18 protein-coding genes are annotated in these 21,398 nt (G+C 35.4%); 17 read left to right on the top strand and 1 reads right to left on the bottom strand.

Going from position 1 to position 21,398, the window contains the following annotated elements:
• Positions 1-78: 78 nt before the first annotated feature.
• A complete protein-coding gene (locus tag DWV06_RS07210; protein ID WP_408608141.1) occupies positions 79-909 on the bottom strand; it encodes a beta-propeller fold lactonase family protein in 831 nt (276 codons plus the stop codon).
• Here DWV06_RS07210 and DWV06_RS18520 point away from each other — a divergent pair.
• The 17 genes from DWV06_RS18520 (at position 842) to DWV06_RS07130 (ending at position 21,372) form a co-directional block, all read left to right on the top strand.
• On the top strand, positions 842-1,135 hold the full coding sequence (locus DWV06_RS18520) for a hypothetical protein (RefSeq protein ID WP_162300597.1): 294 nt from the start codon (positions 842-844) through the stop codon (positions 1,133-1,135). The genes DWV06_RS07210 and DWV06_RS18520 overlap by 68 nt on opposite strands.
• Before the next feature lie 134 nt (positions 1,136-1,269).
• Positions 1,270-2,274, top strand: a complete 1,005-nt coding sequence (locus DWV06_RS07205; protein WP_115481504.1) for a LacI family DNA-binding transcriptional regulator — start codon at positions 1,270-1,272, stop codon at positions 2,272-2,274.
• 202 nt (positions 2,275-2,476) lie between these two features.
• Positions 2,477-3,787 (top strand): ABC transporter substrate-binding protein, encoded by a 1,311-nt coding sequence (locus tag DWV06_RS07200; RefSeq protein ID WP_115481503.1) that lies wholly within the window; start codon positions 2,477-2,479, stop codon positions 3,785-3,787.
• 64 nt (positions 3,788-3,851) lie between these two features.
• Positions 3,852-4,742, top strand: a complete 891-nt coding sequence (locus tag DWV06_RS07195; protein ID WP_115481502.1) for a carbohydrate ABC transporter permease — start codon at positions 3,852-3,854, stop codon at positions 4,740-4,742.
• A 1-nt stretch (position 4,743) separates the two neighbouring features.
• Complete coding sequence (locus DWV06_RS07190; protein ID WP_115481501.1) at positions 4,744-5,577, top strand: carbohydrate ABC transporter permease; 834 nt, start codon at positions 4,744-4,746, stop codon at positions 5,575-5,577.
• A gap of 12 nt (positions 5,578-5,589) precedes the next feature.
• Positions 5,590-6,615, top strand: coding sequence for a glycoside hydrolase family 130 protein (locus tag DWV06_RS07185; RefSeq protein ID WP_115481500.1), 1,026 nt, complete (start codon positions 5,590-5,592; stop codon positions 6,613-6,615).
• Between the two features lie 27 nt (positions 6,616-6,642).
• Entirely contained in the window at positions 6,643-7,833 is a 1,191-nt protein-coding gene (locus DWV06_RS07180; protein WP_115481499.1) for an AGE family epimerase/isomerase, read from the top strand.
• Positions 7,823-8,989: a glycoside hydrolase family 130 protein gene (locus DWV06_RS07175; RefSeq protein WP_115481498.1), complete on the top strand. Its 1,167-nt coding sequence runs from the start codon at positions 7,823-7,825 to the stop codon at positions 8,987-8,989. The genes DWV06_RS07180 and DWV06_RS07175 overlap by 11 nt, the downstream gene beginning before the upstream one ends.
• On the top strand, positions 8,986-10,059 hold the full coding sequence (locus DWV06_RS07170; protein WP_115481497.1) for an SGNH/GDSL hydrolase family protein: 1,074 nt from the start codon (positions 8,986-8,988) through the stop codon (positions 10,057-10,059). Before DWV06_RS07175 ends, DWV06_RS07170 begins: the two co-directional genes overlap by 4 nt.
• Positions 10,060-10,061: 2 nt before the next feature.
• The gene (locus DWV06_RS07165) at positions 10,062-11,144 is read left to right on the top strand and encodes an SGNH/GDSL hydrolase family protein (protein WP_162300596.1); all 1,083 of its coding nucleotides are present in this window, start codon (positions 10,062-10,064) and stop codon (positions 11,142-11,144) included.
• A gap of 14 nt (positions 11,145-11,158) precedes the next feature.
• A complete protein-coding gene (locus tag DWV06_RS07160) occupies positions 11,159-12,532 on the top strand; it encodes a GH1 family beta-glucosidase (RefSeq protein WP_115481495.1) in 1,374 nt (457 codons plus the stop codon).
• Positions 12,529-14,256 (top strand): phospho-sugar mutase, encoded by a 1,728-nt coding sequence (locus tag DWV06_RS07155; protein WP_115481494.1) that lies wholly within the window; start codon positions 12,529-12,531, stop codon positions 14,254-14,256. The genes DWV06_RS07160 and DWV06_RS07155 overlap by 4 nt, the downstream gene beginning before the upstream one ends.
• 10 nt (positions 14,257-14,266) lie before the next feature.
• Positions 14,267-15,232 (top strand): type I phosphomannose isomerase catalytic subunit, encoded by a 966-nt coding sequence (locus DWV06_RS07150; RefSeq protein WP_115481493.1) that lies wholly within the window; start codon positions 14,267-14,269, stop codon positions 15,230-15,232.
• A 188-nt stretch (positions 15,233-15,420) separates the two neighbouring features.
• Entirely contained in the window at positions 15,421-16,425 is a 1,005-nt protein-coding gene (locus DWV06_RS07145; protein ID WP_115481492.1) for a glycoside hydrolase family 5 protein, read from the top strand.
• 178 nt (positions 16,426-16,603) lie between these two features.
• Positions 16,604-17,644, top strand: a complete 1,041-nt coding sequence (locus DWV06_RS07140; protein WP_115481491.1) for a LacI family DNA-binding transcriptional regulator — start codon at positions 16,604-16,606, stop codon at positions 17,642-17,644.
• Between the two features lie 328 nt (positions 17,645-17,972).
• The gene (locus DWV06_RS07135; protein WP_115481490.1) at positions 17,973-19,937 is read left to right on the top strand and encodes a glycoside hydrolase family 127 protein; all 1,965 of its coding nucleotides are present in this window, start codon (positions 17,973-17,975) and stop codon (positions 19,935-19,937) included.
• An 88-nt stretch (positions 19,938-20,025) separates the two neighbouring features.
• On the top strand, positions 20,026-21,372 hold the full coding sequence (locus DWV06_RS07130) for an ABC transporter substrate-binding protein (RefSeq protein ID WP_235828912.1): 1,347 nt from the start codon (positions 20,026-20,028) through the stop codon (positions 21,370-21,372).
• The last annotated feature ends 26 nt before the right edge of the window (positions 21,373-21,398 follow it).

Genomic DNA, 21,398 nt, shown 5'->3' with positions numbered 1-21,398 from the left:
ACTACTTTATAATACGAGGACAAATGGATAAAAGTGCAAAAGATTAAGCTCTTGCACTTTTATATAGGAATTTCAAAGTTACATAATGGCGACTCCATAAGGATTGTGTCCTACAGAGATTTTGACACAAACTGTATTAACAGCTGTATCTACAACATAGATGTAATCTGAATTTATAGAGGTCACATAAACAGATTTTCCGTCAGGTGTAATGGCTGCTTTCAAAGGTCCGTTGCCCATTGGTATTGTATGAATGATTTCAAAATTAGATATGTCAATAACTGTCAAGTTATTAGATAAATAATTTGTAACATAAGCTGTGCTGCCGTCAGGTGTGATAGCGATACCTCTGGGATGCTTATTAACGGGGATTATATTGGCCAGTGTATTGGTTTGGATATTTATGATATAAATATTATCAGTGTTTGTATTTGTAACGAAAAGAAAGTTGTTATCAGGAGTAACTGCTAAGCCTGCAGGGCCAAAACCGGCAGGTAAGTTGGTTGAAATGGTATTTGTTGCTGTATCAATTACGGATATATTATTATGATCGTAGTTTGCCACGTAGACAAATCTGCCGTCCGGTCTAATGGCAATACCTTCAGGTCCGCTTCCGACAGGAATTGTAAAGGTGACTTTGTTTAAGCAGGTATCAATGACAGAGACAGTATTGGAATTAAAATTTGCAACATATACATTTTTACCGTTTGGTGTAATTGCAATTCCCATAGGATTTTTTCCAACATCGATAGTACTTATCACAAGGTTGCTGTGCGTATCAATAACCGATACATTATCTGAACAACTGTTGACAGCATAGATAAATTTATGATCGGGAGTAGTGGCTAACACAGTAGGACGGACATTACTATTAATTGTTGCCGATACCTTATTGGTATTGGTATCAATTACGGAAATAGTATTTGAGTCAAAGTTTGCAACATATGCGATTTTTTCTGCCGTAGACATTCTGCTTAAAAATCTCATAAAAATCTATTCCTTTCCTTGTATTAAATTGATACAGGAGTTATTGTATGTTTCGGTTTTTATGATGGACTTTTCTCTTAAATTACTTGTACTTCATATTACAATTTATGCAGGAGAAAGAATAAAGTTCTTAAAAATAATAAATTAGTTGATTTTATAGGGGGCGATAGGACAAAATAATAGATTACTTAACAAAATGTGATTTGTAACTTAAATATCTTGCAAAGTTTAATTAGGCGTACTATAATAAATTATCATGTTTAAAACGAAGGGATAAGATTTATGAAAAAAAATATTACCATGCGAGATATAGCGAAAGAACTGAACAAAAGTACTGTTACCGTATCAAAAGCCCTTTCGGGCAGGGAAGGTGTCAGTGAAGAATTACGGGAAATAATTAAGGTAAAAGCACAGGAGATGGGGTATCGTTACAATTCAGCCGCTAAAAGTATGAAAGAAGGTGTGAATTATAATATAGGTATTTTAGTATCTAATAAATTCTTTGAAGATAATTCTTTTTATTCAAATTTATATCGACATATTGTATTAAAGTTAAATGGTACCAATTTCTTTGGCATTTTGGAAATTTTAACAGAAGAACAAGAATTATCAGCAGAACTTCCTGCTATTATTGAGAATAATAAAATAGATGGATTGATTGTAATGGGAGAGATGAGCAAGAAGTATTTGAAGCTTCTTAAAGAAACTGAAATCCCGTATGTGCTATTAGACTTTTATAATGATTCAGATATGGAATCTATTGTCAGCGATAATATATTTGGATGCTATATGCTTACTAATTACTTGATTCAGAAAGGTCATAGAGAAATTGCATTTGTAGGAAATATTTATGCAACCAGTAGTATTATGGATCGGTATCTGGGTACGCTGAAGAGTCTGTTGCAGCATCATATTCCATTCCAAAATGAGTGGCTGATTTGTGATAGAGATGAAAAAGGCAGATTTATAAAAATAGAATTACCAAGAATTTTACCGACAGCATTTGTTTGCAATTGTGATCAGATCGCTTATACATTAATACAACAGTTGAAAGAGAAAGGGTATCGTGTCCCGGAAGATATCTCGGTAGTCGGATTTGATGATTATATATATTCTACAATAAGTAAACCGCAATTGACAACATATAGGGTTGATGTAGAGCAGATGGCAGTTACAGCTGTAAAATCTATTGTTAAAAAGATAAAGAATCCGGATTACAAAATAGGACGAAAGGTTGTTTGTGGAAAAGTAATCATAAGAGATTCCGTAGCAGATATTAAACAGTAAAGGTATTTGTAAGGGCGTTTGTAACTTAACAAACGTCTTTTTTTATTTAGTGTTAAAGTTTGAGAGGTTAATATTAACAAAAAACGGACAATTTTGTTGTGCAAAACGTCAAAACCGCAAAATCTATTTGACAATTGTTAGGTTAAAATATATAATTTGATTAAAGTTAACGTTAACTTTATATTAGAGTGGAGGTTAAGATATGAAAAAGAAAAATCTTGCTGTACTTATGTGTACAGTAATAGTTGCAACTTCATTGATTGGATGCAAAGGGGCGAAGCGTACAACGAATCAAAGCCCGGATGAAATTGGTGGAGAAATCACAGTAATTACTCACAGAACAGATATTATTGATACCAAAATGGCAGATTATAAAAAGGCATTTGAAAAGAAGTATCCGGGAACAACGGTGAAGTTTGAAGCGGTTACTGATTACGAGACCGATATAGCGATACGTTTACAGACGGAAGAATATGGTGATGTTTTAATGCTGCCAAGTTCAATTAAGAATACTGATTTTCCTAATTACTTTGAATCTCTTGGAACGGTGGATGAACTAAAGAAGAAGTATGATGAAAGATTTTTATATTCAAAATTTTATGATGGAAAAGTATATGGTCTTGCATCCAACTGTAATGTGCAAGGTATGGTTTATAATAAAAAGGTCTTTAAGGAAGCGGGTATTACAAAAATGCCTACAACACCAGAAGAGTTTTTAAATTGTTTAAAACAAGTGAAACAAAAAACAAAAGCGATTCCTTATTATACTAATTTTGCAGCAGGCTGGCCTTTGGTTCAATGGCAGGATCAGTGCTGGGGGTCTGTATCGGGTGATAAAGACTATCATAACAATACAATTGTTCATGAAAAAGATCCATTTAGTGAAGGGAAACCGAATTACGTTGTACATAAACTTTTATATGATATTGTGAAACAGGGATTGTGCGAAAATGACCCTGTAACTTCAGATTGGGAACAATCAAAAGTCATGTTAAATAATGGAGAAATAGCAGTAATGGATTTGGGCTCATGGGCGATTAGTCAGATAAAAGCTGCAGGTTCTCATCCGGATGATGTGGGATATATGCCATTTCCTTGGAATATTAATGGAAAACAATATGCAACGGCCGGTGCTGATTATTGTTATGCAATTAATACTCACAGTGAAAATAAAGCAACAGCCAGAGCTTGGATTGACTATATGATAGATGAAACAGGTTTTGCATTAAGCGAAGGAAGTATTTCAATTCTGAAATCAGACCCACTACCGGATACTTTGAAAGATTTTACAAAAGCAGAGTTAGTGGTTGACGCTCCTGCCACTACAGAGAACGATGGTTTGTTTGATGTGCTGAACAATGAGTCTGAAATCGCTTTGACTTCAGATATTGAAAAGAAGCGTATTGTAGAAGCGGCATTAGGTTCTTCGGGAGAATCTTTTGATAATATTATGAAAGATTGGAATGCTAGATGGGCACAGGCGCAAAAAGATAATGATGTGGAAGTCAAATAGTAATTAGGATTTCTAAACATAATGAAATGGAACGCCTAATTATCAGAGAGAGGGGATCCTATTTATGACCTTAAGACAAAAGTTAAGTACGAGAAAATATCAGCAGAAAATTATTATTATAACATTTTTACTTGTTCCTATGTTACTCCTTATTATATTTACGTATTTACCCTTTGTAGATATGGTTAAATTCAGCTTTTTTAAGTGGAATGGAACAAGTCCAACAATGAAATTTATAGGACTAAAGAATTATAAAGATATATTCACAAAACCAGAGTATTTAGAGATGTTTAAAACCAGTTTATATTATTTGATTGGTTCTTTTATACAAATTGCTATCGCGTTATACTTTGCCACGGTCTTAAATTATAAGTTAAGGGCGAAGAACTTTTTTAAAGGAGTTATCTTTTTTCCATATTTAATTAATGGGGTTGCGATTGGTTTTGCATTTATGTATTTCTTCAGAGAGTTTGGAACTTTAGACACGTTATTGACTAGTTTGGGGATTGCGAAAAGCAATCTCCCTCTATGGCTTGGTAATCCAAAAGTGGTTAATTATTCCCTTGCTTCTGTATCGGTTTGGAGATATCTGGGACAGAACATGGTTATGTTCTCGGGCGCGATTGCATCGGTCAGTCCTGATCTTTATGAGGCAGCATCAATTGATGGAGCAAATCGTTGGCAGCAATTTAAATATATTATTTTTCCGAATATCAAAATAATAATCAGTTTAAACTTGATTCTGGCAGTGAAAGGAGCAATAAGTGTTTTCGAAATACCAAAAATTATGACAGATGGAGCGAATGGTTCCTCTACATTTGTTTTGAAAACCTTAGATACAGCGTTTACAGTGCATAAAGTAGGTCTTGCATCTGCAATGGGTGTGATTTTACTGTTAATTATAATGATTATTACATTTGTACAAAAACGTTTCTTTGAAGGAAAGGAGGCATAACATGAAGAAAAAGTTTTCAATATCAAATTTATTTATTTACCTATCTTTAATTATTTCGGCTGCGATTGCAATTGTGCCATTGCTTGTTGTGCTGATTGGGTCCTTCAAGACAGGGGAAGAATTGAATTCTACCGGTGTATTAGAATTACCAAGAAATTTTACGAATATTTCCAATTATGTAAAAGCATTTGTAGATGGTAAAATGCTTCTGGGTTTTGCTAATACATTTTTTATTCTGGCTTTTTCGATTATTGCGACTTTATTAACAGGGACAATGACAGCTTATGTTCTGAGTCGTTTTAAGTTTAAGTTCAGAAAAATTGTTAGTTCGCTATTCTTGATAGCGTCTTTAGTACCAAGCATTACGATGCAGATGAGTACTTTTCAGATTATTAATGGTATGGGATTGTTTAACACCCCGTGGTCTACCATTATTTTGTTCGCAGGAACAGATATTATTTCTATTTATATTTTTCTACAGTTTTTGGATAATATTTCTTTTAGTATTGATGAATCGGCTATTATGGATGGAGCTTCCTATTTTACAATTTTTTATAGGCTGATGATTCCACTTTTAAAGCCAGCGATCATGACTGTTTTAATACTAAAAGGAGTTACATTTTATAATGACTTTTATACACCGTATTTGTATATGCCAAAACCTGAACTGGCAGTCATTTCAACAGCATTATTCCGATTTAAAGGCCCTTATGGGACACAATGGGAAGTAATTTGTGCCGGTGTAATAATAACAATGCTTCCCGCTTTCATTTTGTTTCTTTTGTTACAAAAACAAATTTATAGTGGTATGACAGCAGGAGCAGTAAAAGAATAGAGGAGAACGATTATGATGCAAATAAAAATAACGAATGGAGAAAATCTTCCAAATATTCCATGGCAGGAGAAGCCGGAAGGATTGACAGGAGCTCCTGTATGGAGATATACAGAAAATCCTGTTATTAAGAGAAACCCAGTAGAAGGGGTGGCGAGGATATTTAATAGCGCTGTAGTCCCTTATGAAGGAGCATTTATTGGAGTGTTCCGAGGAGAACAGGTGAATGGAATACCGTACATATATTTGGGACGTAGTGAAAATGGTATTGACTGGACCTTTGATAAGGAAAAAATACATTTTGTAAATGAAAAAGGTGAAGAATTTGAACCTGTTTATGCTTATGATCCGAGGTTAGTGAAAATTGAGGATGTGTATTACATTATCTGGTGTGGTGATTTTTATGGAGCGTCGATTGGATTGGCAAAAACGACAGATTTTAAAACGTTTACCAGATTAGAAAATCCTTTTATACCATTTAACAGAAATGCAGTTTTATTTCCCAGGAAAATGAATGGGAATTTTGTAATGATGTCTCGTCCGAGTGATAGTGGTCATACACCTTTTGGAGATATTTTCTTGAGTGAAAGTCCGGATATGGTCTATTGGGGAAAGCACCGGCATGTCATGGGAAAAGGTAATGAATGGTGGGATGCAGTGAAAATAGGCGGAGGTTCGGCGCCGATTGAAACAAGTGAAGGATGGTTATTATTCTTCCATGGAGTAACAGGAACTTGTAATGGACTTGTTTATAGCATTGGTGGAGCGATCTTGGATGTGGATAATCCGTCTATTGTGAAATACCGTTGTGAGAATTTCCTGTTAACTCCACAAGAGTGGTATGAAGAGCGCGGATTCGTAGGAAATGTTTGTTTCCCTTGTGCGACTTTACAGGATTCTGATACAGGAAGGATAGCGATTTATTACGGTGCAGCAGATACTTATGTTGCTATGGCGTTTACCAAAGTGGATGAAGTGGTAGATTATATAAAAACGCATTCAAAATTGACGGAAAGTGATATAGAATTAGGAATTCGTTAAAAGAAACTAGTAAATGAGGGAAAATAAATGAATGAGAACGCGATTTTAGCAGGAGAAATAAAAAGTCATTTGACACAAAAACTGCTTCCGTTTTGGAAGCGTATGAAGGATGAAACCTATGGTGGTTATTACGGCCATATGGATTACAATCTGGAAATACAAAAAGACGCAGCTAAGGGCTGTATTTTAAACAGTAGAATTCTTTGGTTTTTCTCCAATGCATATCAGGTTTTGGGCCAGGAAGAATTACTTTTATATGCTGCCCATGCTTATCGATTTTTAAGAGAACACTTTTTGGATGAAAAGTGTGGAGGTGTTTATTGGTCTTTAAATTATGATGGAACTGTTTTGGACAGCAGTAAACATACATATAATCAGGCATTCGCCATCTATGGATTGGCATCCTATTTTGAGGTTTCGAAAGATAAAAAAGCTCTTGAAACAGCTTTTCTATTATTTGAGCTGATTGAAGAAAAGTGCAGTGATGACACAGGATATTTAGAAGCGTTTACCCGAAATTTTTGTTTGGAAGACAATGAAAAATTGTCAGAAAATGGTGTACTTGCAGAGCGGACGATGAATACACTCCTGCATGTGTTTGAAGCTTATACGGAGTTATATCGGGTCTCTGGTGAAGAAAAAGTGGCGGAAAGAATGAAGGTCATATTAGATATCTTTGCTCAGGATGTATATAATCCGATTCTAAGACGTCTGGAAGTATTTTTTGATAATAAGATGAACAGTTTGATTGATTTGCATTCCTTTGGACACGATATTGAGGCATCGTGGCTGATTGATTTGGGATGTCAGATTTTAAAAGACGAGAAATATCATAAAAAGATGTCTCCAATTACACGGACTTTGGCTGAACAAGTTTACGAAACTGCATTTGATGGAACGTCTTTAAGTAACGAATCTTGTAATGGGGGCGTAGATGATGCAAGAATATGGTGGGTTCAGGCAGAAGCGGTTGTCGGATTTTTGAATGAATATAATAAGAACCAGACCAATGCTAAATATTATGAGGCAGTTAATCATCTGTGGAATTATATAAAAAACAATCTTGTTGACAAAAGAGATGGATCGGAATGGTTTTGGAATACAGATGAGAAGAGCCGTTCTGATGATCAAAAAGGAATCGTTAGTATGTGGAAGTGTCCCTATCATAATGGGCGTATGTGTATTGAATTGTTAAGGAGATTAGGGAATGATAAGTAAAAAATATTTTGAAGAATTAGAAAAACAGGAGGCATTGATTGCCAGAAAGAATAAAAAGAAAGATTTATATAATGGAATTTTTGATCGATATATAAATCCGGTTCTGACAAGAAATCATATTCCATTATTTTGGAAGTATGACCTGAATGAAGAGACGAATCCATATTTTATGGAACGTCTTGGTGTCAATGCAGTTATGAATTCAGGAGCAATAGAATTAAATGGAAAATACTATCTGGTTGTCAGGGTAGAAGGCAGTGATAGAAAGTCCTTTTTTGCAGTGGCAGAAAGTGAAACAGGTATTGATGAGTTCCGGTTCTGGGATTATCCCATTCTTCTTCCGGACATAGAAGAAGAGACGAATGTTTATGATATGCGTCTGACGAAACATGAAGATGGCTATATTTATGGAGTTTTTTGTTCAGAGAGTAAGGATACTTCGGTAAACGATTTGTCTGCGGCTGTTGCGGCAGCAGGTATTGTTAGGACAAAAGATTTAAAGACTTGGGAAAGACTTGACAACTTGGTAACCCTAAAATCACCACAACAGCGAAATGTGGTGCTGCATCCTGAATTTGTGAAAGGGCAATATGCTTTTTATACAAGACCTATGGATGGTTTTATAGATACTGGTTCCGGCGGTGGTATAGGTTTTGGATTGTGTAAGGATATCACTCATGCTGTTATTGAGGAAGAAATGATTACCAGTGAACGCAAATATCATACCATTACAGAAGCAAAAAATGGCGCTGGAGCTGTTCCTATAAAAACAGAAAAAGGGTGGATTCATATTGCTCATGGTGTGAGAAATACGGCAGCAGGTCTCCGGTATGTACTCTATGTATTTGCAACGGACTTAAAGGAACCGTCAAAAGTGATAGCACAGCCATCGGGGTTGTTCCTTGCTCCGTTAGGTGAAGAGAGAGTTGGAGATGTATCCAATGTTGTATTTACCAATGGAGCAATAGTGAAAGAAGATGGCAGAATATTTATCTATTATGCATCTTCAGACACGAGAATGCATGTAGCGACAACGACAAAAGATAAGTTAATGGACTATGTATTTCAAACTCCGGAAGATCCGCTAAGATCCGCTTTGTGCGTAAAGCAAAGATGTGAATTGATTTCAAAGAATTTGGAGATGCTTGGCCAATGATACGTTTCGTAAAAAATGGCCGTTTGATTTTGCCTGATAATAGTAATTTGCAATATTCAGGCAGAATTGATGATACAGATAATAAAAATCCGATGTTTCTTTATCCGGCCAGCTACGTGAAGATAAAATTCAATGGTACCAGTCTACGGGTTTTATTAAAAAATCATCATAAATACTGGAATAATTATATTGGCGTAATCATTGATGGGAAGCAGAGTAAGCACAAATTATCAAATAAAGGGCATAGAGAAATACATATTCTGGGCGAAGGATTAGAAGATACTGTACATGAAGTACTACTATTTAAGCGAATGGATGGATGTCATTTTTTTGAGTTTTATGGTTTTGTTATTGATAAAGAAGCACAGGTATTTCAGGCTGAGCAGGCTAGTAAACGTAGAATTGAAGTGTACGGAGATTCTGTAAGTGCCGGAGAGGTTGCAGAAATTGAGGGATATGATGGGATAGAAGATCCAGTCCATACGGGCGAGTATTCCAACGCCTGGTTCTCATATGCATGGTTTGCTGCAAGGGAATTAAAGGCTGAGCTTCATGATATAGCGCAAGGGGGAATTGCTCTTTTGGATCATACCGGATATTTTTCGGCTCCCAATCAGTTAGGAATGGTATCTGTTTATGATAAGCTGCGATTTAATCCTGAATTAGGGGAACTTACGTATTGGAATTTTGAAAAATATACGCCCCATGTAGTGATAATAGCCATTGGTCAAAATGACAGTTTCCCTATTGATGTTATGAAAGATAATTTTTATGGAGAAAGAGCAGACCATTGGAGAAATAAATACAAAGAATTTGTGTTAATGATAAGAGGACGTTATCCCAAAGCGTTGATCATATTGACCACAACAATTATAGAACATCATGATGGATGGGATAAATCCATAGAATTGATCTGTAACGAGGTGAATGATTCAAAGATTGTACATTTTATGTATGAAAATAATGGAAAAGGAACCAAAGGTCATGTTCGTATAAAAGAAGCGCAAAAAATGGGAAAAGAATTAGCTGATTACATAGACAGTTTTGGAGATGGGATCTGGAGGAATTAATTGTGGAAGGTCTGATAAATGTAGGTAATTTATACCGTTTTAAAAAGGTATTTGAAAAAGCAGAGAAGGGGCGGAATATTTCTGTAGGATTTATTGGCGGTTCCATTACAAGAGGAGCATTATCAAGTTCCCCTGAGAAATGTTATGCCCATTTAGTGTGGCGTTGGTGGGGGAGCAAGTTCCCCACAATTACTGTCAAATATATAAATGCAGGGATTGGAGCTACTACATCGCAGTTTGGTGTTGCGCGTGTAGAGAAAGATCTGTTGGTAGAGAATCCGGATATCGTGTTTGTGGAATTTAGTGTTAATGATGAAGGAAATGAATTTTTTCAGGAAACCTATGAAGGGTTGATACGAAAGATATATGGTTATAAGAGTAAGCCTGCTATTATATTGATTAACAATATGTACTATGATACAGGAAAAACAGCTCAGGAATTTCATAATAGCGTTGGCAAAGCATATCAACTGCCGATTGTCAGTATTAAAGAAAGTCTTTATAAGGAAGTAGTAAAAGGAACTTTTCAAGTCCGGGATTTGACAAATGATATGCTTCATCCCAATGATCTAGGGCACTATTTAGTAGCTAAAATCATTTGTGAATTCCTTGAGGAGTTAGTTGAAAATACGGATAAGGAGTGGGTGGAAATGGAAATACCTGCTGTTATTACTCCGAATCGATTTGAAAACTCCATTATAATCAATAATTTATCAATACAGGCAAAAATGAAAGGATTTAAAATAGATTTACAAGAACAAATAGATATGTCAGATGTTTTTAGAAAAGGTTGGTATGCAGATGAAAAAGGGGCTTATATTGAGTTGGAAGTATATGGTTCCAATGTAGCGGTTCAATATAGAAAGACCATTAATAAACCGGCTCCTGTGGCCAGTGTTTCTTTAGATGGATGTGAAGTGTGTGAATTGGATGGCAATTATGAGGAAGATTGGGGAGATTGTTTGTATTTGCAAATGATTTCAACTGATTTAGAAAGGTGCAATCACAAAGTGCGATTTGAAATAAAGAATGTTAATAAAGAAAATATTACGCCATTTTATATCGTCTCGCTGATTGTTTCGTGAAAGGAGGAATAAGTATGTTTTCAAAAGATTTTGCATGGGGCGCAGCGACCAGTGCTTATCAGATTGAAGGCACAGCACCAGCAGATGGGAAAGGAATGCATATCTGGGATGTGTTTTGTGCAGAACCGAATAAAATATTTGATAATCATGTTGGAAAATATGCGTGTGATCATTATCACCGCTATAAAGAAGATGTTCAAATTATGAAGAAATTAGGAATTAAGAGCTATCGATTTTCTATAGATTGGACCAGGATTCTGCCAAATGGCACGGGAAAAGTAAATGATGAGGGGATCCGATTTTATAATAATTTAATAGAGGAGTTGTTAGAGAATGGAATTGAACCTTACCTCACGCTATTTCATTGGGAATTTCCTTATGAACTTTATAAAAAGGGAGGTTGGCTCAATAGTGAATGCGTGAATTGGTTTTCAGAATATGCGAAAATTGTGGTACAAAATTTCTCGGATAAGGTAACAAAATTTATTACAATGAATGAGCCGCAGTGCTTTCTTGGATTAAGCTATCTTAGAGGAGAGCATGCTCCAGGACTTTTGCTTCCTCTTCGGGATACGTTTCATATGGCGCATAATGTGTTAAAAGCACATGGAATGGCGGTTAAAGTATTACGGGAGTATGCGAAGCAGCCGATTCAAATAGGAATAGCTCCGACTTGTGGGATGACGATTCCATATTCCGATAAGGAAGAAGATATTAATGCCGCCAGAAAAGCTTTGTTTTCAATGAATCAAGATATCTATAATTGGACTTGGAACGTTTCTTGGTTCAGCGACCCGATCTTTCTAGGGCATTATCCGGAAGAAGGGATGGAAAAGTACGCATCCTATCTGCCTGAAATAAGTAAAGACGATATGGAGTTGATTTCTCAACCATTAGATTTTATGGGTGAAAACATTTATAATGGCGTACTGATAAAAGCCAAAGACAATGGAGAGTTTGAAGTAGCAGGCCGGGAACCGGGATATGTGAGAACGGCAAATAATTGGCCGGTTACACCAGAATGTCTTTATTGGGGACCCAAATTTTTATATGAAAGGTATCAAAAACCGATTTATATTACTGAGAACGGCTTTTGTTGTCATGATGTGGTTTCGGCAGATGGAGAAGTTCATGATCCCAATCGGATTGAATTCACAACTCGTTATCTTCGTTACCTGAAAAAAGCAGTAGAAGAAGGAGTCGATGTCAGAGGCTATTTCCATTGGAGTTTGTTAGATAATTTTGAATGGTGCCAAGGTTATAAAGATAGGTTCGGTTTGGTTCATGTAGATTTCAAAACGCAAGAACGCATTATAAAAGATTCGGGATATTGGTATCAGAAAATCATTGAAAGTAATGGAGAAATTCTGGAGGATAACAACATATGAAGGATTACATAAAAGAGTATGAAAACTGGTGTTTTGATGAATATTTTGAGGAAGAAGACCGAAAAGAATTGTTAGGCTTAAAAGGACAGCAGGAAGAAATTCAAGACCGGTTTTATAAAGACTTAGAATTTGGAACAGGTGGGCTTAGAGGAATCATAGGAGCCGGAACTAATAGGATAAATATTTATACGGTTCGCAAAGCGACTCAGGGCTTGGCAAATTATATTTTGAAGCAGGAAAAAGAAGAGAAAAGTGTGGCCATAGCCTTTGACTCTAGGAGAATGTCTTCTGAGTTTGCTATGGAAGCGGCTCTATGTCTTGCGGGAAATGGAATTAAGGTCTATTTGTTTGAAGAATTGAGGCCAACACCGGAATTATCGTTTGCAGTACGCCATCTTGGGTGTATTGCAGGTATCGTCATTACAGCAAGTCATAATCCGCCAGAATATAATGGCTATAAAGTTTATTGGGAGGATGGGGCTCAGATAACGTATCCCAAAGATGTTGAAATTATTGCAGAAGTAAATAAGGTGAATGATTATAAAACAGTAAAAATAATAGATAAAAATGAAGCTTTGGATTCGGGTTTGCTAATTTTCATAGGTAATGAAATCGATTCCTTATATATGCAGGCTTTGAAAAGGCTGGTAATAAATCCCGATTTAGTAGAACAAGTAGGAAAAAAACTAAAAATTGTTTACACTCCAATTCATGGAACAGGAAATGTGCCAGTAAGAAGAATTCTCAAAGAGCTGGGTTTTGAACATGTTTATGTAGTACCTGAACAGGAAATGCCGGATGAGAATTTTTCAACTGTAAAATATCCCAATCCAGAAGATAAAGAAGTATTCAAACTGGCTCTCGAGTTGGCAAAGAAAGTTGATGCGGATATCATACTGGCAACAGATCCTGATGCGGATCGGTTAGGAGTATATGCCAAGGATAGTAAAACAGGCCAATTTAAAGCCTTTACAGGCAACATGTCCGGTGCACTTATTTGTGAATATCTATTTTCACAGAAAAGAGAGAAAGGAAGATTGTCTTCCAAGGGAGCATTGGTTAAAACTATTGTTACTACGAATATGGCAGATGCCATTGCTAAAAGATATGGGGCAACGTTAATTGAAACATTAACAGGATTTAAATATATTGGAGAACAGATAAAGTTATTTGAGCAAAACAAAAAATATGAATTTGAATTTGGTTTTGAGGAAAGTTATGGATGTCTTTTAGGAACGCACGCAAGAGATAAGGATGCTGTTGTTGCGGTGATGACATTGTGTGAAGCCGCAGCTTATTATAAAAACTTGGGAATTACGTTGTGGGATCAGATGATTCGTATGTATGAGACCTACGGTTACTTTCGGGAGGATTTGCATACAAAGACATTCAAAGGCGCAGAAGGGGCAGTGCAGATACAATCTTTACTGGATTCTCTTAGAGAAAACCCTCTTAAAGAAGTAGGGGGGTATCAGGTTAAAAGTATCTCAGATTTTTTGACGGGAGAAAAAAAGTATCTCGGTGATGGGAAAGCTGAAAAAATCAAATTGTTAAAATCGAATGTATTGTACTATGAATTAGAGAATGATGCTTGGTTTTGCGTACGTCCTTCCGGAACTGAACCAAAGATCAAATATTATTTTGGTGTAAATGGATTCGGATTCGAAGATTCCGAAAAAAAATTGGAGCAATTAAAACAAGGCGTTTTGTCCTTGGGTGAATAGGAGGTAGCATATGGCTGTTATTAAACTGACACCTTGTTATAAGGATTACATATGGGGCGGAAATCGTTTGAAACAAGATTATCATAAAAAGTTTGATGGGGATGTACTGGCTGAATCATGGGAATTATCCTGTCATGTTGATGGAAAATCTATAATTTCACAGGGCAGTTTTGCAGGCAAGACATTACAGGAATATATAGAATGGGAAGGGAAGAAAATACTCGGAAAAAACTGTATGCAGTTCCAAAACTTTCCGATCTTAATTAAATTTATAGATGCAAAAGATAATCTGTCCATTCAGGTTCATCCAAGTGATGAGTATGCGTTATCGAATGAAGGACAAAATGGAAAAACAGAAATGTGGTATGTAGTGGATTGTTCTGAGGAAGCCTTTTTATACTATGGATTTTCAAAGAAGATAGATAAGAACGAATTCGCTAAAAGGATCAAGGAAGATACGCTTCTTGAAGTCTTGAATAAAGTGCCGGTAAAAAAAGGGGATGTATTCTTTATAGAAGCCGGGACGATTCATGCAATTGGTAAGGATATTGTAGTGGCGGAGATACAACAAAATTCAAATGTAACGTATCGGGTATATGATTATGGGCGTGTAGGTGCAGATGGGAAACAAAGGGATCTGCATATTGAAAAAGCTCTTGAGGTAACGAATCGCAATCCCAAAGTTCGAAGTGATTCTTTTGAACCGCATTTGGGAAGCTGTAAATATTTCACAGTAGATAAACTGGTTCTGGATGGGAAATTTATGCGGAAAATGTTTGGTAAGGTAGATGAAGATTCTTTTCTACACATTTTGGTGATTAATGGAAATGGAACGATTGTAAATACAGAGGAAGTTTCTTTTGAAAAAGGGGATAGTATTCTACTTACTGCTTCGACCGGCGAATTCGAGATATCTGGAAATTGTGAAGCTTTATTAACAACAATTCCTTATGAAAAAAGTGGTATAAAAAAGTAATCTAATGCGAAAGGGGGTTTAGCATTACGATAGATAAATCAAATAAGATTGGGGTTTGCTAAAAACGATTGAAAGGAGGTTAATTTACAAAGGATAAATTGATAAAGAAAGGGGGTATTGCATTTATAATTCAAAATGACACCTTGTAAACGTATTATAAATGAGCTTAAAAGAGAGGGTATGATTTTATGAGTAAAAATGGGATGTTACGTTTTGTTTTAGCAATACTATTTACTGTAAGTAGCTTTTTGGGGTTTTTGTCAACAGAAAAAGGCAATATTGTTATGGCTGCTGAGCCTGGTTTTCATGTAAATGGAACAAAACTTTATGATGCGAATGGGAAAGCGTTTGTAATGAGAGGGGTGAATTATCCTCATGCATGGTATCGTGATAAGTATCAAACTGCGATTCCTGCAATTGCATCGAAAGGTTTTAACAGTGTCCGTATTGTATTATCAGACGGACAGCAGTGGGGAAAAACCAGTCTACAGGAAATAAACACCTTGGTAGAATATTGCAAAAGGTACAAAATGATAGCTGTTTTGGAAGTTCATGATGCAACCGGTAGTGATGATTTTAATAAGCTTAATCAAACAGTTAATTATTGGAAAGAGATGAAAAGAGCTCTGATAGGTAATGAAAAATATGTAATCTTAAATATTGCAAATGAGTGGTATGGTACTTGGGATGACGGGAACAATTGGAAAAACGGTTACATTTCAGCAATTAGAAGTTTAAGAAATGAAGGCATTAAAAATACGATTATGGTAGATTGTGCTGGTTGGGGGCAGCAGCCAAAAAGTATTTTTGATCATGGCAAGGAAGTGGCGAATGCAGATAATTTAAGAAATACAATGTTCGCAATCCATATGTATGAATACGCCGGAGGGAATGCAGATACTGTTTATTCCAATATAAGCAATGTATTGAACCAAAATCTTTGCTTGTCTATTTCGGAATTTGGTGGATACCATACAAACGGAGATGTGGATGAAGATGCTATTATGAGATGTTGTCAAGAAAAAGGTGTTGGCTGGCAGGCATGGTCATGGACTGGAAATAGTGGTAATTTAAGCTTTTTGGATCTTTCTAAAGATTGGGAAGGCAAAAACCTTACTGAGTTTGGCCAACGTATCATATTTGGTGCGAATGGAGTGAAATCGACTTCTCAAATTTGTTCCGTATTCAAATAGAAAAAATGAAATAATGTTTAAGTAGTTTAAGTAGTTAGAACAAGCTGATCTTTCTTAGAATGAAAGGTCAGCTTGTTGTTTTTTATTGACAGAATGACACTTGTTATGGCACAATGTCAATAAGGTTAAACGTTTTATATAAAATATGTTAAATATTAAAGATAGAGGAAATAGTAAGATGGCGACAATTAAAGAAGTTGCGAAAGCATGTAATGTTTCTACGGCTACCGTTTCAAATATATTAAATGGAAAACCGGGAGCAAGTGAAAAAACCATAGAAATGGTAAAAAAAGCAATTAAAGAACTTGATTATACCCCGAATCATGTAGCTAAAAATTTAAAGATGAAAAATACAAGAAGTATTGGTGTAATTGCAGAGGATATGACGATTTTCAGTATTCCGGATATCATTGATGGTATAACAGAATATTGTGAGGAAGTAAATTATCAAATATTGCTAACAAACCTGAGATTATTCAAGAAATACGAAGATAGTTATTATAATCGTAAGGATTATTTTGAAGTTGTGCAGCAAGAAATACGAAAATTAATGTCAAAACAGGTGGAAGGAATTATTTATGTAGCAGCCCACGAGCGCGTGATCCAATGTATACCGGATAATTTATCGATTCCTGCCGTGATGGCATATGGATATACAAAAAGTGCGAAGATTCCTTCTGTAGTTGTAGATGAAGTGGATGGAGCCTATCAAATCGTGCAGCATCTTATTGAGAATGGACATACTAGGATAGGCGTTATAAAAGGAAAAAGTGATAGTATTCATGCCCAGAATAGATTGAAAGGCTATCAAAAAGCTTTGTTTGAAAATCAAATTCTGTATAATCCGGATTTGATCTGTGAAGGGGATTGGACGAGGCATTCTGGATATGATAAAGTAGATTTTTTGCTTAATAAAAGTATTACTGCTATATTTTGTATGAATGATATTATGGCAGGTGGTGTTTATGATCGGTTGGATGAACTGAAACTAGAAATTGGTAAGGATATTTCTGTAGCAGGATATGATAACCGTGAATTATCAAGTTATTATCATCCACCTCTGACAACTGTGAATCTGCCACTTCACGATATTGGTTATTGTGCAAGTGACGTTTTGATTAAAATGTTGGAAGGTGACAAAACGTTACAAGAAAATGAACGTATATTTGAAGTTAAGTGTGAAAAATTATTACGTAAATCAGTAAAATTAATGAATTAAAAAAACTGCTCAATATAATCAAATTTGATATTGAGCAGTTTTTTTATGTTTTAAGCAGTTTTAGGCACCGAAATAATTATCATTTCAATTAGATTGTATAAAATGACATGTTAAACGTTTTAAAAAAGTATTAATATTGTGAAAAAATACTTTACAAACAAAAGATAGTGTGTTATAACAAAGTAAATAGACGTAAAAATGATACTATAGTTAAATCGAACAATAAAAAAGTGTCGATAATGTAACATGAATCGTATAAAAAAAGAAGATAAATATAGTTTTGCTACTTATATGTTAAACGATTAATAAAATCAAAGGGGAAAGAAATATGATAAATAGTGACTATAAAAAATTAGAAAGTATAACTTTAGATCCTATTCAAATTAAAGATTTAATTTGGAAACATTATGTCCGTCTTGTGAAAGATGTCATTATTCCATATCAATGGGGCATTTTAAATGATAGGGAAGATATTGAAGAACCGAGTCATTGTATAAGTAACTTTAAAATTGCGGCAGGAGAAATGAAAGGTGAATTTCAAGGGGCAGTCTTTCAAGATACCGATATCGCAAAGTGGTTAGAAGCAGTAGCTTATGTTTTGGCAGGTGACAGGGATGAGGAACTTGAAAGAATTGCAGATGAAACAATCGATTTGATAGGCAGGGCACAAGAAAAGGATGGATATTTAAATACATATTTTACGATAAAAGAACCTGAACAAAAGTGGAAAAATTTAAAAGAAGGTCATGAATTATATACGGCAGGGCATATGATTGAAGCTGCTGTAGCTTATTATCAGACGACAGGAAAGGATAAGTTTATTAAAATTGTCTCCAAGTTAGCGGATTTGATTTCAGAGAAGTTTGGTCCCCTAAAAGGACAATGCCATGGTTATCCGGGTCATCAGGAGATAGAATTGGCATTAGTGAAATTATACAGAGTCACTAAAAACTTAAAATACTTAGAAACTGCAAAATATTTTATTGATCAGCGTGGTATAGGAGATAATTATTTTTTGCAGGAAGAAAAGAAAGAGTCTTATAAACAAATTTTTCCGGACTTTCATAATTATGATGTGAAATATTCTCAATCTCATCAACCTGTTAGGGAGCAGCAGTCTGCTGAGGGGCATGCAGTCAGGGCAGTGTATATGTATAGTGCAATGGTAGATTTAGCTTATGAATATAACGATAAAGAGCTTTTAAGCGCGTGTCAGAATCTTTGGAATAATATTGTTCAAAAGAGAATGTATATAACAGGTGGAATCGGTTCCTCTGGTATATTGGAAAGATTTACAACAGATTACGATCTTCCAAACGATTCTAATTATTCAGAATCTTGTGCTTCCATAGGTTTAGCATTGTTTGGTCTGAGAATGGCTCAAATTACAAGAGATGCAAGATATTATGATGTTGTTGAAAGAGCTTTATACAATACGGTTTTATCTGGTATTGGAATGGATGGAAAGAGCTTTTTTTATGTGAATCCTTTAGAAGTATGGCCCGACAATTGTTTGGAACGTACATCAAAAGAACATATTAAAGCTAGGCGCCAAAAGTGGTTTGGAGTTGCATGTTGTCCCCCGAATATAGCCAGAACGCTGGCATCCTTAGGTCAATACATATATGGTATCGATGATTCTTCACTTTATGTAAATTTATATATAAGTAACCAGGTAACGGCAGATTTAAATGGAAACAGATATCAGATAGAAATGGAAAGTGAGTTTCCAAAGGACGGTTTAATTAGATTTACGATAGAAAGAATAGCAGGTGAACAAAAAGAAATTAAAATTGCATTTCGGATTGTGGGTGAGGCTAGAGATTTCCAGGTCTTTCGTTGCGGTAAAGAATTAGAGAGTATCAAAATAGAGAAAGGTTACATGGAAATTGAAGATTGCTTTATAAAAGAAACAATTACGATAAAATATAATGCAAAAGCCAGGTTCATACGTGCAAATCCCTCTGTACGAGAGGATGCGGGTAAAGTAGCTGTTATGAAAGGACCTTTTGTTTATTGTTTTGAGGAAGTAGATAATGGTACAAATCTAGCATCTATTTATATTGATACAAAGCAGAAACCAATGGAACGTTTTGAATCAGAATTAATGAATGGAATATGTGTAATTACCTGTAAAGGAAAGAAAATATCAAAAGCAAATTGGAAGGAACAAGAACTTTATGCTTCCAGGGAAGTGGAATTTGAAGACATTGAATTAAAAGCTGTTCCTTATTATTCGTGGGGAAATCGAAAAGGCGGAGAAATGATGGTCTGGATGAAAGAAATACTATAATGTATCAGGCAGATGGGGAGTTTAGGAAAATTGGTCATCTGATTTGATAGAAGTAACTGTCAATAGGTTAAAGATTGGAGGAGAAGGTTTGAAAAGGAGAGTATTAGCAGCATTATTAAGTGTAACTATGACAGCAGCATTTCTCATGGGGTGTGGGAAAGATGCAAAACGGGAGACCGTAGCGACGAATGAAATGGAGGTTGAAGGGGATGATGTGACAACATTAAAAGTCTGGACTTTCATAGAATTTCATCAAAAATTCTACACAGACATGGCAAAGAAATGGAATCAGGAGCATCCTGATAAGAAGGTTAAATTGGTATTAAGCAATTTGTCTTATGATGATATGCACAATAAATTATCACTTGCATTGGAATCGAAAGAAGGAGCACCTGATGTCGTAGATATTGAACTTGGAAAATTTCCGGCATTTATGGTAGGTGAAGTTGGTCTTAGGGATTTGACAGATGTAATTGAACCTTATAAAAAAAGTATCGTAAAGTCAAGACTTGATATTTATTCAAAAGAGGGAAAAATTTACGGACTTCCTACTCATGTTGGAGCAACGGTAGCTTTTTACAATACAGATTTATTGAAAACTGCAGGTATCAATTATGAAGATATTAAAACCTGGGATGACTTTAAAGAAGCAGGGGTCAAATATTATAAGGCTACCGGAAAATCTTTTGCCACGATTGAAACGACGGCACAGTGGATGATTAATTTAATGCTTGCCCAAAAAGGAGGAGACTATTTAAAAGAAGATGGTAGTTTGAATGTGAATAATGAAATTATGGCAGAAGTACTTGAGTACATAAAAGGAATGCAGGATACAGGTGCATTTTCTGTAATACCTGGGGGGCAGCCGGATAATGAAGAAGCTTATCCTTGTTATAACAATGGTGAGTATGCGGTTCAGATCATGCCGTTTTGGAATACTTCACGTTTTGTAAATTACATGACAGATTTAGCAGGGAAAGTAGCGATTGCACCAACGCCAGTTTGGAAAACATCAGACAAAGAATTTGCTTCTATTGGAGGCGGAGGTACAGGTACTGCAATTGTCGCTTCTGGAAAGCATGCAGATCTTGCAGCAGAGGTCATGGCCTATATTAAATTGTCTGAAGAAGCGAACAAAGAAGTTTGGAATGTATTAGGATTTGATCCGGTAAATACTGAGGTTTGGTCTGATACTGAGATTACTCAAAACGCAGATAATCAATATGTAAAATATTTTTCTAATTATCCATTTGATACGTTAAATAAAATAAAAGATAATATAGGGTCACTTGGAAGTTTGACAGATGAAAAATGGCCTTCTATAAATAATGAATTTTGCACGGTCACATTAAACAATATTTTTGAAAATGGTATGGAAGTAAAAGAGGCATTGAAAGAATCTCAGGCAACCCTTGAGAATGAATTTAAAAAATGAGACGCTAAAGAAGAGAGGAGTACGAT

Source organism: Anaerosacchariphilus polymeriproducens (genome assembly GCF_003363435.1).
Classification (GTDB): domain Bacteria; phylum Bacillota; class Clostridia; order Lachnospirales; family Lachnospiraceae; genus Anaerosacchariphilus; species Anaerosacchariphilus polymeriproducens.
This window is presented reverse-complemented; position numbering and strand designations above follow the sequence as displayed.

What these genes read in the sequence shown, in the direction of transcription:
- DWV06_RS07140 (WP_115481491.1), top strand. Translation starts at nt 16,604, where the DNA reads ATGGCGACAATTAAAGAAGTTGCGAAAGCATGTAATGTTTCTACGGCT.
- DWV06_RS07145 (WP_115481492.1), top strand. Translation starts at nt 15,421, where the DNA reads ATGAGTAAAAATGGGATGTTACGTTTTGTTTTAGCAATACTATTTACT.
- DWV06_RS07135 (WP_115481490.1), top strand. Translation starts at nt 17,973, where the DNA reads ATGATAAATAGTGACTATAAAAAATTAGAAAGTATAACTTTAGATCCT.
- DWV06_RS07155 (WP_115481494.1), top strand. Translation starts at nt 12,529, where the DNA reads ATGAAGGATTACATAAAAGAGTATGAAAACTGGTGTTTTGATGAATAT.
- DWV06_RS07175 (WP_115481498.1), top strand. Translation starts at nt 7,823, where the DNA reads ATGATAAGTAAAAAATATTTTGAAGAATTAGAAAAACAGGAGGCATTG.
- DWV06_RS07205 (WP_115481504.1), top strand. Translation starts at nt 1,270, where the DNA reads ATGAAAAAAAATATTACCATGCGAGATATAGCGAAAGAACTGAACAAA.
- DWV06_RS07190 (WP_115481501.1), top strand. Translation starts at nt 4,744, where the DNA reads ATGAAGAAAAAGTTTTCAATATCAAATTTATTTATTTACCTATCTTTA.
- DWV06_RS07185 (WP_115481500.1), top strand. Translation starts at nt 5,590, where the DNA reads ATGATGCAAATAAAAATAACGAATGGAGAAAATCTTCCAAATATTCCA.
- DWV06_RS07170 (WP_115481497.1), top strand. Translation starts at nt 8,986, where the DNA reads ATGATACGTTTCGTAAAAAATGGCCGTTTGATTTTGCCTGATAATAGT.
- DWV06_RS07180 (WP_115481499.1), top strand. Translation starts at nt 6,643, where the DNA reads ATGAATGAGAACGCGATTTTAGCAGGAGAAATAAAAAGTCATTTGACA.
- DWV06_RS07150 (WP_115481493.1), top strand. Translation starts at nt 14,267, where the DNA reads ATGGCTGTTATTAAACTGACACCTTGTTATAAGGATTACATATGGGGC.
- DWV06_RS07195 (WP_115481502.1), top strand. Translation starts at nt 3,852, where the DNA reads ATGACCTTAAGACAAAAGTTAAGTACGAGAAAATATCAGCAGAAAATT.
- DWV06_RS07200 (WP_115481503.1), top strand. Translation starts at nt 2,477, where the DNA reads ATGAAAAAGAAAAATCTTGCTGTACTTATGTGTACAGTAATAGTTGCA.
- DWV06_RS07160 (WP_115481495.1), top strand. Translation starts at nt 11,159, where the DNA reads ATGTTTTCAAAAGATTTTGCATGGGGCGCAGCGACCAGTGCTTATCAG.